Source organism: Nocardia sp. CS682 (assembly GCF_004634405.1).
In the GTDB taxonomy this organism is placed as follows: Bacteria; Actinomycetota; Actinomycetes; order Mycobacteriales; family Mycobacteriaceae; genus Nocardia; species Nocardia ninae.
Map to the genome: position 1 here is coordinate 372,008 of NZ_CP029710.1, position 12,758 is coordinate 384,765.

At 67.1% G+C, this 12,758-nt stretch carries 13 protein-coding genes; 5 read left to right on the plus strand and 8 right to left on the minus strand.

The annotated features are described in order from the left end of the window. Positions 1-215 precede the first annotated feature (215 nt). The 3 genes from DMB37_RS01745 (at position 216) to DMB37_RS01755 (ending at position 3,035) form a co-directional block, all read left to right on the plus strand. Complete coding sequence (locus tag DMB37_RS01745) at positions 216-1,001, plus strand: DUF4239 domain-containing protein (RefSeq protein WP_135231126.1); 786 nt, start codon at positions 216-218, stop codon at positions 999-1,001. Next, positions 998-2,308, plus strand: coding sequence for a hypothetical protein (locus DMB37_RS01750; RefSeq protein ID WP_135231127.1), 1,311 nt, complete (start codon positions 998-1,000; stop codon positions 2,306-2,308). The genes DMB37_RS01745 and DMB37_RS01750 overlap by 4 nt, the downstream gene beginning before the upstream one ends. Positions 2,309-2,429: 121 nt before the next feature. Beyond that, complete coding sequence (locus DMB37_RS01755) at positions 2,430-3,035, plus strand: dihydrofolate reductase family protein (RefSeq protein WP_135231128.1); 606 nt, start codon at positions 2,430-2,432, stop codon at positions 3,033-3,035. 28 nt (positions 3,036-3,063) lie between these two features. On the opposite strand, the gene DMB37_RS01760 is transcribed toward DMB37_RS01755, so the two are convergent. From DMB37_RS01760 to DMB37_RS01775, 4 genes are all read right to left on the minus strand, one after another. Beyond that, a complete protein-coding gene (locus tag DMB37_RS01760) occupies positions 3,064-3,855 on the minus strand; it encodes an SDR family oxidoreductase (RefSeq protein WP_240772198.1) in 792 nt (263 codons plus the stop codon). Between the two features lie 132 nt (positions 3,856-3,987). Further along, a complete protein-coding gene (locus DMB37_RS01765; protein WP_135231129.1) occupies positions 3,988-5,001 on the minus strand; it encodes an LLM class flavin-dependent oxidoreductase in 1,014 nt (337 codons plus the stop codon). A 20-nt stretch (positions 5,002-5,021) separates the two neighbouring features. Next, positions 5,022-5,321: a helix-turn-helix transcriptional regulator gene (locus tag DMB37_RS01770; RefSeq protein WP_107660500.1), complete on the minus strand. Its 300-nt coding sequence runs from the start codon at positions 5,319-5,321 to the stop codon at positions 5,022-5,024. An 88-nt stretch (positions 5,322-5,409) separates the two neighbouring features. Beyond that, positions 5,410-6,852, minus strand: a complete 1,443-nt coding sequence (locus tag DMB37_RS01775; protein WP_135231130.1) for a M14 family zinc carboxypeptidase — start codon at positions 6,850-6,852, stop codon at positions 5,410-5,412. A gap of 52 nt (positions 6,853-6,904) precedes the next feature. Between DMB37_RS01775 and DMB37_RS01780 the strand changes: the two genes are divergently transcribed. After that, entirely contained in the window at positions 6,905-7,510 is a 606-nt protein-coding gene (locus DMB37_RS01780; protein WP_135231131.1) for a TetR/AcrR family transcriptional regulator, read from the plus strand. Between the two features lie 13 nt (positions 7,511-7,523). Here DMB37_RS01780 and DMB37_RS01785 read toward each other — a convergent pair whose 3' ends face one another. Continuing rightward, positions 7,524-8,723, minus strand: coding sequence for a diguanylate cyclase (locus DMB37_RS01785; RefSeq protein ID WP_240772199.1), 1,200 nt, complete (start codon positions 8,721-8,723; stop codon positions 7,524-7,526). A gap of 197 nt (positions 8,724-8,920) precedes the next feature. Further along, positions 8,921-9,451, minus strand: a complete 531-nt coding sequence (locus DMB37_RS01790) for a CGNR zinc finger domain-containing protein (protein WP_135231133.1) — start codon at positions 9,449-9,451, stop codon at positions 8,921-8,923. 38 nt (positions 9,452-9,489) lie between these two features. Here DMB37_RS01790 and DMB37_RS01795 point away from each other — a divergent pair, with 38 nt between their 5' ends. Further along, positions 9,490-10,428 (plus strand): DMT family transporter, encoded by a 939-nt coding sequence (locus tag DMB37_RS01795; protein ID WP_135231134.1) that lies wholly within the window; start codon positions 9,490-9,492, stop codon positions 10,426-10,428. 26 nt (positions 10,429-10,454) lie between these two features. On the opposite strand, the gene DMB37_RS01800 is transcribed toward DMB37_RS01795, so the two are convergent. After that, positions 10,455-11,423, minus strand: coding sequence for an endonuclease/exonuclease/phosphatase family protein (locus tag DMB37_RS01800; protein ID WP_240772200.1), 969 nt, complete (start codon positions 11,421-11,423; stop codon positions 10,455-10,457). A gap of 67 nt (positions 11,424-11,490) precedes the next feature. After that, positions 11,491-12,723, minus strand: coding sequence for an aromatic acid/H+ symport family MFS transporter (locus DMB37_RS01805; RefSeq protein ID WP_135231135.1), 1,233 nt, complete (start codon positions 12,721-12,723; stop codon positions 11,491-11,493). Between the last annotated feature and the right edge of the window lie 35 nt (positions 12,724-12,758).

Genomic DNA, 12,758 nt, shown 5'->3' on the forward strand with positions numbered 1-12,758 from the left:
GAAATGGCGAGCCGACGGACATGTATTTGCTGTTAATTCGCTCAGCCATTAGTTCCATGATCACACTTCGGTAACTTCGCCAACTCTCGGCGGTCTACCAGGGCTAATCTTCGACGGTTGCTGTTCTAATATGCCCATGCCGGGGTAGCCTCGGCCGCTCAACCATGCACTCGGAAATCAGTTGTACCGAACTTTGCCCGGGAAAGTGGAGTGGGATGGCTCAGGAATTGCTCGTCGCTATCTGTGCCGCGATGATCGCGGTGGCGGTATTGGTTGTCGGGGATCGGATACGTCCCAAATCTTGGCGACAAAACAGCGACGAGTCGTCCAGCCACCTCGCGCTCGATCTGGCCAAGACCATCTTCACCGCGGTGCTCGCCTTCGTCTTCGTGGCCTGCTGGAACCAGAACCAGAACGCCTACAACCACACGATCACCGAGTCGAAGGGTCTCGTCGACACCCACCTGGCCATCCACGCGCTGCCCGCCGCGGACCGGGACCGGATCCACGACAAGGTCATCGCGTACACCGATCAGGTCCTCACCGAGGAGTGGCCGCTCATGGAGCGCGAGCGACGGCTCAGCCCCAACACCGAGAAGACGCTCAACTCGCTGCGCGCCGCTGTCATAGCGGTCCAGTCGGAGGATCCGACCGTCGTCGAGGCCCGCACCCGGGCGCTGACCGGCATCGACCGGGTGACCCAGGCCCGCCATGATCGCGCCATCGACGTGGTCCGTAACCTCCCTCAATTCCTCTACATCGCACTGTGTTTCGGCGCGGTACTGGTGCTGCTGAACCCGGTACTGACCGGCATGCTGGTCACCCGGCGCAGCGTGGCGATGACGGCGCTGCTCGGCGTCATCATCGGCTCCGCACTGCTGGCCATCCACGACCTCGAGCGGCCGTTCTCCGGCGTGCTCGGCGTGCCGACCGACGCGTTCCGCTACGCCCAGTCCCAGTACGAGCCCAGCAGCGACAGCCCGATCACCACCGCCGAATGAGCCGTCCACAGTCGGCGGGCATCGCGCCGCGGATAACCAGAGGCGCAAGGGGTTTCGTCGTCGTGAGCGCGTTCGTGCCCGCGGCACTGCTTTTCGGTGGCCGGTCCGCCGCCGACGACATCCCCGACCCGCCGCCTGTCGCCGACGTGACCGCAGGATGGCTGGCGCAACAAGGTTTCTCGGCCGGTGCTGCAGCCCAGCCGGACACATCTGCTGGTGGCGCACCACCAGTAGGCGTCCCGGGGGCCGCGGCTCAGCCAGACTTCTCGACCGGTGGTACGGCGCAGCCGGACGCACCGGCTGGTGGCGCGCCGCCGGTGGGCTCCCTGGGGGCCGCAGCTCAACCAGAATTCCCGACCGGTGGCGTCGTCCAGCCGGGCGTCCCCGCCGGTGACGTAGCGCAGCAACGCTTCGGCAGTGGCGGAGCCGCTCAGCCTGGCGTCCCCGACGGCGGTGCCCCGAACGCAAACACTCCACAGGCAGACGTCCCGGCGGGCGGCACAGCCCAACCAGACATCCCGACCGGAAGCTCGACCCCGGCAGACAACTCGACCGGAAGCTCGACCCCGGCAGATGCCTCCACCGGAAGCTCTGTTCTGCAAGGTGTCTCGATCGGAACCGCCGATGGAGGCCCACTCGCACTCGAACCTCCGCCGACACCTGCCGCCGCCGGAGCATTTCGAATCAACGGTGCCGCCGACACCCCGGGCGACGCGGACACCGCAACACCTGCGGCTGCCGGAAACGCGGCGCTCGGCGTCGACACCGGCAGCATGCTCACCGCGTGTGTCGGTAGCGCGGCGGGCGCCGCGCTGTTGTTCCTCGGATCCGCCGCAGGCTCCGGCCTGATCGGACCTGGAATCCTGGCCCCACCCTGGTGGGCGGTCGGGTCGGCCGGGTCAGCACTGCTCCCGCCCGCCTCCGGCTCGAGCGGATCCGCACTCGGCAGTGGGGTCGTCGGCAGTGCGATGGCAGGCAGCGCGGTGGTGACCTGCCTCCTCACACTGTCCACCGTCACTCCCCCGCCCACACCTTCCCTGCCGCTACTCATCCCCTCCCCGATCCCGATACCGAATCCACCATTCGTGCTGCCCGTCTCCGCACCCGTGGCGACCCCCGAATCAGCCACCGCAGCACCACGATCGCCCGTCGCGGCAAAACCACCTGCCGCGATCGCGGAGGCCGCACCGACGTCAGAACTGTTCGGCTGGAACACCCTCGAGATAGTGGTGTTCATCGTCGTCCTCGTGCTCGTCGCCATCCAGGGCTCCGCCGAAGCTGCCCGGAAGCGCCAACGTCAGCAGTAACGTCGAATTGGTTGGGGCCACAACAGGGCCCAGCCAATTCAGTCAGCTATTCGTGTCCTACCGATGAGTTTGTGGCTCCCGGCCGGTCAAAGCTCATGACACCCTAGGAAAGGACACCGCCATGCCAGAGCTTCTCGTCGACTTCATCACGTCCCTCGACGGCTACGCGTCGGGAGAGGGGTGGCCCGGGTTCTGGGGCCTCGAGGGCCCGGAGTACCTCGCATGGCTCGGCGAGCAGCCCAAGGCCACCTACCTGATGGGAGCGAACACCTACCGCCTGATGTCGGGCTTCGCCGCCGGCGAGGTCCCGGATGGCCAAGACGAGTTCAGGCCAGAAGAGGAGGCGTCCGTCGACGAGCTCACGCAGGCGGCCAAGGTGGTGTTCTCATCCTCACTCGAGGAGCCACTGACCTGGGCCAACGCCACACTCGTCCGCGACGACGCCATCGAGGCGGTCCGCGCGATGAAATCGAGTGGCTCGGGGCTCCTGAGCACGATCGGCAGCCTGAGCCTGTGCCGGTCCCTGCTTCGAGCCGGACTCGTCGATCGCTTCCGGGTCGTGATGTTCCCGGTCATCACCGGTGCCACCGGCGCGGAACGCATCTACGACGGCTATCCCGACGTTGCCCTCGAGATGATCGAGCACCGCACCTTCGACGGCCGCATCCAGCTGGTCGAGTACAAGCCCCGCGTCCTCGAGCACCCACCCCTCGGTGCCCCTGCGTGACGTCGCCTGCTGCATCGCTCCTGTCACCTCACCGCCAATGACGGTCGCCGAGCGCCACCGCTTCCGATCCTCCGTCGGCGAAGATGATCTGACCGGTCACGAAGCAATTGTCCGCGCTCGTCAGCCAGCAGATGAGCTCGGCGACCCATTCGGGCCGACCGGGGAAACCGCCGAACGGTTGCGGCGCAGCGGTTTCCACAGCTTTGCGAACGTTTTCGTCGGTGAGGATGTAGGCGGCAGCGGGTGTGTCGACCACACCAGGGGCAACGACGTTGAGGGCGATGCCGGCACCGGCCCACTCCGCGGTCGGGGCGACCCTGCGCACCCATCGATTCAACGCGCGTTTGGCGATCCCGTAGCCGCCGGTTGCACCACCGGCCGAGGGATCGGCTGCGAGATAGCCGACAGCCGCGGCCTCGTCGCCGTCGAGGCACGCCTGCACAATGCGTTCATCGGCCGGCGCCAGCGATGCCGTCGAGGAGACAGCTAGCGCGCGGGGTGCGGGGCTCTGCGCCAGCAGCGGCCGAAGTCCCTGCAGCGTCGCTACCGCACCGAAGTAGTTCGTCTCCAGCAGACCGGTTTTGCCGCCTCCGGCGATGGCCAGGACCGCATCGATCCGACCGTGCTCCTGCACTTGGTCGACCAGCGCCCGCCGCCCGGCGGGGGAGGAAAGGTCGGCCTGAATCTCGGCATCGGTGAGATCACAGCCGATGACCTTCGCGCCACGCTCTCGAAGCAGCGCGGCAGTCGCGGCGCCGATACCCGAAGCCGAGCCGGTGACCACATATGTCCGTCCGGCGAAACCTACGTGCGTAGTCATCGCGCCCTCCCCTACTCGCCGCTCCCGGAGACACGAGCACCATAGGCAGATGCCTCCGCCGTCCGCATCGCTCGACCATATCCTTTGGTGGACAGGGTATTCCAACGCACGGTGGCGGTGGAACGCGCAGAATCAGCTGATAACCCGCTCGGGTGCCGCCGCGGCCATCGCGGCGCCGGTCAGCTCGACCGAGCGCACCCGATCCGCGATCTGCGTGGCCTGGTGGGTCAGGATCAGCTCGTCGGCCTCGATCGAGGCGGCGAAATCGTCGAGGTACGAGCGCACTTCGCCGGGTGTGCCGACGGCGGTGTACTGGGTCATCGAGGCCAGCTGGCGGCCGTTGGGCGAGGCGAGGAACGCGTCGATCTCCTCGTCGGTGTAGCGCACGTCCGCGGCACCTCGCTTGATCATCATGCGCGCCCTGGCGCGGTAGGCGATCGTCTTCTGCGCCACCGCATCGTCGGTGTCGTCCGCGGCGAACACATTGACGCCGGCCATCACATACGGCTCGGCCAGTTGCTCCGACGGCCGGAAGCTGTCGCGGTAGACGGCGACCGCCTGATGCAACGCGTCCGGCGCGAAGTGCGACGCGAAGGCATACGGCAGGCCCAGCTGCGCGGCAAGCTGCGCACCGAACAGCGACGAACCCAGGATGTACAGCGGCACAACCCCTTCCGCACGGGGCACCGCCTGCACGCCGGGCACCCGCGACCGACCCGTCAGGTAACCCTGGAGTTCGAGCACATCCTGTGGGAACGAGTCCGCCGACGACGGATTGCGGCGCAGCGCGAGCATGGTCTTCTGATCACTGCCCGGCGCGCGGCCGAGCCCGAGGTCGATGCGCCCGGGGAACAGCGTCTCCAGCGTGCCGAACTGTTCGGCGATCACCAGCGGCGAGTGGTTGGGCAGCATGATGCCGCCGGAGCCGAGCCGGATGGTGTCGGTGTGCGCGGCGACGTATCCGATCAGCACGCTCGTGGCACTGGACGCGATCGAACCCATGTTGTGGTGTTCGGCGTACCAGACCCGTCGATAACCGCTCCGTTCGGCAGCCCGTGCCAAGGCGACGCTGTTGTCGAAACTGTCGCGCGCGGACTGGCCGGGCGCGATCGACGCCAGGTCGAGGATGGACAGAGCAGTCGACATAGGAGGTTGCCTTTCGTAGGTCAGAGAACGCGGTGCAGTTGTTCGGTGAAGGCGCGGATGCGGGCGTCGTCGCGGCGGTAGTAGATCCACTGCCCGCGCCGGGTCGCGCTGAGAAACCCGGCGCGCTGCAGAATCGCCAGGTGCGCCGACATGGTCGAGGCCGACGTCCCCGCCTTCTGCTGGATGAGGCCGACGCACACGCCCAGCTCGGCCGTCTCGTCCGCGCGCTCGGGGAAATGCACGTCCGGCTCCTTGAGCCACTCCAGCACGCGCAACCGCGTCTCGTTCGCCAGCGCCTTGCACTCGTCGAGCACACTCACCACCCTTCGGCATTTCGCTAATTAACGAACTTACGCCGCATCCCCGCACCCGGCACCATGACGCTGCTCACTCGCCCCGGCCATTGCGTCAGACCGGAAGCCCGTCGCGTAACCGGGTCGCCGCGGTGACGATGGCGCCCGCCTGAATCGCCACCAACCGTTCCAGCGGCACCGCCTCACCCGGCGCGTTGCGCTCGACGTCGGCACTCCAACCGTCGAATATCGCACCGACCCTGGCTCTTTCGCCGGCCAGCGACGGGTCACGCTGCGCCTCCTCGTCGAGCAACCGCAGCAGCATCCCCCCTGCGCGCAGGCGCTGCGTTGCGACCCAGAAGTATTCCTCGAGGAAGATCTCGCCCCGAGTTGCGAGGCGGTCCTGATCGGCGGCCGCGTCCCGCTCCGCGGCCAGTTCGCCGAGTCCCCAGGCCATACTCCGCAGCGAACGTTCGAACGGACTGCGGCCGGTCAATCGGTCACCCAATACATCGAGCACTCCGGTCACCAGCGCCGAAATCTCACGGTACGCCGTTGCGGTGGAACGCATTACGTCGTTCCATGCCCGGTCACTCGGCGTCTGGTCGTCGATCCGCGGATCTGTCCAGAGCGGCAATTCACACACCAGCACCGCCGTTCCGTAGGGCGCCGCGTAATCCAGGCTGCCTCCGCCGCCGATCCCCGCCACCGGATCCACCCCCACCGCCAGCCAGGCTTCGGCCATCTTCGCGAACGTCGGCAGCTCGTAAACCCCTTCCGCCCACCGTGCCCCACCGGGCGCGTCCGGCTCCCCCTGATGCCGCGGCACCTCCGCGTCGTCCAGCAATTGGACCAGCGCCGACCAGTAACCGGCGTCCCCGCCGGAGCAATAGTAGAAGCCACCACCGAAGTCGCCATTGTGCAGCGACGCGATCAGCGCGGGCCGAGTCCGATCGATCAGCGCCATCAGCGCCCGCGTCTCCGGCATCGGCACCCCGACCTCCCTGTCCCGCCAGGTGATGGGAAAACACCACTCCGGCTGCTCGGGCCCCGCCGGACGGTAGAACTCACGCCCCACCGCGGTCCGGGTGTGCGGTCCGGCAAACCACTTCTCGTTGAGCCGCGTCCCATCCGGATCCAAGCACGGCACGAAATGCCAAGTGGCGCCGAGCGTGTCCGCTTCACCACGAGCCAACCTGCCGAGCAGATGCCGGATCGTCGCCATTCCGATCGGCTCGTTCGGATGCGGGTTGCCGAGCACAATCAGGTGCCGCTCCCCCGACCCCACCTGGACCTCGCGGATCGGATCTCCGCCGCGCGACCGCCCGATCTCCTCGACGGCGACCACGCCGGGGTGGGCGGCGACCAACTCGTCTATGAACCTGTTGAGCTCGTCCACCGTCGGAAACGCGTCGATCCGTTCGACCGGACCGACGATCCGCGCCACCTCGTCAACCACCCGCACCGACTCCTCCTCGCCACGCCCACAACCGGCCGCCACTGCCGCACCCAGCCCTGCCACCAGCGCGAACAGCCCGCGCCGCTCCAGTTCGAACATCGTGCCTCTTTCGATAATCTGATTATTTCAATAATCAGATTATCATCAGTTCATGCGACGTGCAGAGATCCGGGAGAACAACCGGGCAGCCCTGATCACGGCGGCAATCACCGAGATCGCCGCCCACGGCTACCAGTCCGCCCGCCTCGGCGATATCGCCGACCGCGCAGGCTTGACCACGGGTGCGATCTACTCGATCTTCGGCAGCAAACAAGCGCTGCTCTTCGCCGCGATCCACCGGATAGTCGCGGAGTATCACGACACCTTCCGCCCACTGACCGACCCCGACCTGCCCCTCGCCGAGGTGCTGCGCGGCTACGCGGCCGCGGTCCTCGACGCCGCGGCGGAGAACCGGGCCCGCGAATACTTCGCGTTCGAACTGGAGGCGATGGCCGCCACCCTTCGCGACCCGCAGCTGATGTCGGACGTGGACGAGCAGGTCCCCAGCAATCTCGACCTGCTGAAGGAGCTGCTCACCGATCACCCGATCGACCAGGTCGACGGCCAGCGGACGACCGCCGAGCAGGTGGCCCGACTGGCGCCCGCAGTGCATGCCTTGATGACCGGGTTCGCGCAATACACGGTCGTCGAGCCCGCCGAGATCGACCGAGACTATGTGACCGACAGCCTCATAGCACTGATGGCGCTGATCGACTGAACGGAATGCCCTCCTAGACAGGCGGTCTCAGCGACTCACTGGACACGCCGACGTCATCACAGGTCATCGTCGGCAGGATCTCGGGCACCCCGGCGACCTTGCGCCGCGGCCTGCTCGGCGACTGGTCCTGACCGGCGACCGCCACGGCGTTGCCACCCCGGCGCTTCGCCCGGTACATCGCCGAGTCGGAACTTCGCAGCAGCCGACGGAACGTACTCGCGGTGTACGGATCGCCGTCGAGGACCGCGACGCCGACGCTGGCGGTGATCTGCACCGGCAGGTCCGGCATGGTCTCGATCGCCCGGCGCAGCCGCTCACCGAGGGTGGCCGCGTCCTCACGTAAGCACCCGACGACCACGAACTCCTCGCCACCAGTGCGCGCGAGCAGGGCATCGGCATCGACCACTTCGCGTAACCGTTGCGCGGTCCGCGTCAGCACCTCGTCGCCGAACGGATGGCCGAAGGTGTCGTTGACGGCTTTGAACCGGTCCATGTCCAGGGTCGCGACATAGGCCGACCCGCCGCGGCAGTGCACGAGGTGCGCCGAGAGGTGGGCGTCGAGTCCACGCCGGTTCAGCAGCGCGGTGAGCGGGTCCGACAGCGCGTCGGCCCGCAGCAGCCAGTGGCAGAACTGCACGAACGGCAGCATCACACCGACCACGACGAGCATGACCAGGATGACCGCGAGGCCGAGGGCGAGATCTTCTTTGCGGTGTCCGCTGTCCGGATGCCCGGCAGCTGCCAGTGTCCCGTTGACCATCAGTGCCGCGAGCACAATGCTCGTCAACAATGTCCAACCGATGTGCAGCGCCAGAATTCGCGGACCATGGAATACGGTCACATACGCACCCATCGCCGTCAGCAGCACGACACCCAATACTCCGATGACGCGATCGTGCACCAGCAAATCATTGGCGGTGGTGTCGAGATCGAAAAGCACGATCCAGGCGAGCGATTCGCGCTCGCGTGGCCACGGCAGAAACCACCACCGCAAAGTCCATGCCCCCGCGACGGTCGCCTCGACGCCGCCTTGCACCTGCCCGACCCACCCGGCGACGTCGCCCTGCGCCACCGACGCGAGTACCGCGATCAACAGCATGACCAGCCCGCCCGCACCGAGCATGAACTTGAACCGACCGAGCGCACCGTGCGATTCGAACGTCTCGACCAGGGCACGGTAATCGACCGGATCCCGCCACCATGTTCGAAACATCGATCGATCGCCGGTCAATGAATACCGCCCTTGGTCGACTACGGACCCGAGCGTCAGCCCGGGATCCCCCTGGTCATCCAGCTTGGCGTGCTAATCGACATTAAGACGGTCCAGCAAATCGTGCAATGTGAGATCGGCACACTACCGATTTCGATACGACCGGCCTATCCTGACGGTCCGTTCCCGTGCGCCCGTAATCATTTCTTCCGCGCGCGGTACGCCGCGACGGCATTGCGGTTGCCGCAGGTGGTGCTGCAATAGCGCCGTGAGCGGTTGCGCGACAGGTCCAGCACGAGACCCTCGCACGTACTGTCCGCACAGACCGACAGCCGACTCAGCTCGTCGGAGCGGATCAGGTCGATCATCGCCATCGCGGTCTCGACCGCGATCCGCACCGGCAGCGGCGCCTCCGACGGCACCGCGTGAATGTGGTAATCGACATCGCCGTGCCGGACGAGCTGCGGCACCGCTCGATGCTCCGCGAGCGTTTCGTTCACCAGCCGGGTCGCGGTATCGCGATCACTGGTGAGCATCCGGCGCAGCGGCGCACGCAGTGCCCGCACCTGCGCGAGCTCCGCCGCGTCGCCGGCGTGCACGCCGGTGTAGGTGTGTTTGACGAAAAACTCGGCGAGCTGGTCGATTTCGGTCAGCGTGTCCGGCTCCTCCGCCGAGTTCACCAGCTCCACCGCGGCCACCAGCGCCGCCTCGGTGTCATGAGCAAAAGTCATGTTGACATATTACATGCGCCCTCATACCGTCATTACCCATGGCTACGATGACTCATGACAAGGCCGCTCAGCGGCTGAAATCCGGACTGATCCTCGCGGTGCTGTCCGCCTCGTCGTTCGGACTCTCCGGCCCGCTGGCCCGCGGCTTGATGAACGCGGGCTGGAGCGCCGCCTCCGTGGTGGCGATCCGGGTACTGGTGGCCGCCGCCGTCCTCTTGCCGATCGCAGTGGCGCAGCTGCACGGCGAGTGGCACCTGTTGCGCCGCAACGCATTCCTGATCACCGCGTACGGCCTGGTGGCCGTCGCCGGTACCCAGCTCGCGTATTTCAACGCCGTCGCGCACCTGGAAGTCGGGGTGGCGCTGCTCATCGAATACACCGCCCCGATCGCCGTGGTCGGCTGGCTGTGGCTGCGGCACCGCCAACGCCCTGGCGCCGCGACGGTCGCCGGTGCCGCGCTCGGGATCACCGGCTTGTTCCTGGTCATCGACCTGCGTTCCGGCATGACCACCAGCTGGGTCGGCCTGGCGTGGGCGCTGGCCGCCATGGTCGGCGCGGCGGGCTACTTCGTGCTCTCCGCGCAGGGCGACGGCACGCTGCCGGGCACCGTGCTGGCCGCGGGCGGGCTCCTCATCGGCGGACTCGGCCTGCTGGCCGCGGGCGCGGTCGGCATCGTCCCGCTGCATGCGACCACGAATCCTGTTGTGTTCCAGAGCTTCACCATCGCCTGGTGGCCGCCGGTGCTCGCGCTCGGCACGGTGACCGCCGCGCTAGCCTACGTCTCCGGCATCGCCGCGACCCGCCTGCTCGGCTCCCGCCTCGCCTCGTTCGTTGCCCTCTTCGAGGTGCTCGCCGCGCTGATCTTTGCCTGGGCGTTGCTCGGCGAGGCGCCGCGGCTCATCCAATTGCTCGGCGGCGCACTGATTCTGGTCGGCGTGGTGGTCGTCCGGCGTGGCGAGCTGAATGCCACCGCCTAACCGGTGGGCGAATTCAGCCCCGAGGGTCAGGTACTCGACGACGCTCCGCGCAGTTGAACCCGCGCGACCAGAGCGCGATGGTCCGCACCGGGCAACCCCACGGTCTGCACCGCGACCGCGCGACCGCCTGCGACCAGGATGTGGTCGATGCCGACCAGCGGCGGGAAGCGCTTGTCGGTCGGGTAGGTGACCAAGTGGCCTGCACCCGCCTGTTCCGCGGCGTCACTGAACCGGCCCGACAACATCGAGCGGTACTGCGCATGGTCGAAGGTCGCGTTGAAGTCCCCGCCGACGATGGCCGGCCGGTTCGCCGGTGCCCGCTCGAGAATCTCGCGCAGCCGGGACAGCTCATCGGCCCACACCTGCGTGCCGTACACCGGTGGCACCGGATGGAAGGCGAACACCGAGACCGGGCCGACGTCCGGAATGGTTGCCGTGGCCGAGATCTGGTTCAGCACGAATCCGTCGTACTCGACGGTGTCGGTCAGCGGGTAGCTGCTCCAGATTCCGGTCCCGGTCGCGGTTCGTCCCGGTGACAGATATCGGTGCGGCAGTACCTGATCGAGCCCGGCCCGGCCCAGCTCCTCGACCGCCGCAGGGGTGAGTTCGTTGACCGTGAGCACGGTGATGTTCCGTGCCCGCACCTCGTCCACCAGTGTCCGCGGATCCGCCCCGTCGAACAGCAGATTCGCCTGCATCGCCGACACATTGTGCTCGCCGCCCTCGCCCGAGCCACCGACATAGAGCGGAGCCTGCGTCCACAGCGCCCCGGCCACCACCACGGCCGCGACTGCCGCACCGATCCAGTACCGCGTGGCGGCGAACGCCAGCGCACCGAGGAGCGCGCACGCCATCAGGTAGGGCGCACCCGAAGCCGCCAGGACCAGCAACTCCAACCCCGACCGGTTGAAGTGCAATCCGATCCCGGCGACCCCGGCCAGCGTGGCACTCCAGGCGAGCAGGTGGACACCGATCCGGATCTTCTTCGACTTCACACCCGACAGCCAAACACGAGCTCATAGCCGCAGGCCAATAGCCGATGCCGCTGGACTCGGGTCGCTGTCACACCGTGCGTTCGGCCGAGCGAGCCTGTTCGACGGGTTCGCTGGGGCCCAGGCCATCGATGGAGGTACGCGGGACCGCGGCCATGGCCAGCAGACCGATCGCGGCGACCGCCGCGAAAAGGTAGAAGCCCCAAGGGTTTGCGGAACCGACGACGATTAGCCAGCCGGTGATCGTTGGCCCGAAGATCGCGCCGAGGCGGCCTACCCCTGAAGCGAGGCCCAACGCGGTAGCCCGAATTTCGGCCGGATAGGCCTGAGTCACGTAGGCGTAGATGAGAACCTGCGCGGAGAAGACGAAGACGCCCGTGACCAGTACCAATCCGTTGAGCAGCACCGTGCTCGCGATCTTGATACTGAGCAGTGCCAGGAAGACCGCCGCCGCACCGAACCACACCAGCACCGTCGGTTTGATCCCACGCCGATCAGCCAGTGTCCCGGCCGTCAGCAGGCCGATCACCGCGCCGATGTTCAACATCAACAACACCGTCAACGAGGTCGACATGTTGTACCCCGCATCACGCATCAACTTCGGCAGCCAAGTGTTCAACCCGTACACAAGCAGCAGCCCCATGAACGAACCGACCCAAACCCCCAGCGTCGCACGCAGATACAACGGCTTCAGCAACACCGCGGGCCGCACCCGGACCGGCGCGTCCTTGGCCGCGAGGAACGCCTCGGACTCCGGCAGCTTGATCCAGACCACCGGCACCAGCACGAACCCCGCCACGCCGCCCAAGTAGAACAGCGGCTCCCAGTGAGGAACGAGCTGGAGCGCGAGCAGCGCGGCGAATACCGCTCCGACGTGGTATCCGGTCATGGTGATCGTGCTCGCGAAGGCCCGGCGGGACGCGGGCATATGCTCGGCCATCAAGGTCAGCGCGGTCGGCATGCACGCACCGAGCCCGATCCCGGCGATCAGCCGGAACGTCGCGAACACGCCGACCGACCCGGCCAGCGGTATCACCGCGGTGAACAGCGAGAACAACGCGATCGAGCCGAGCAGCATCCACCGGCGCCCGTAGCGATCGGTCACCGGCCCCGACCCGGTGGCCCCGATGGCCACACCAATCAGCGACATCGTCGCGGCGAAAGTCGCACTGGCGGCGGTGAATCCGAGGTGATGTTGATCGATGAGGGTGGGAATGACGGCCCCGAGTACGACGAGGTCGTAGCCCTCCAGCAGCACGGTCAGCCAGCAGAGCATGGCGGGCCACGACAGCAACTTGTTCATAGCAGTGTCCGATTCTGTTATGCAGTTGTGACTGC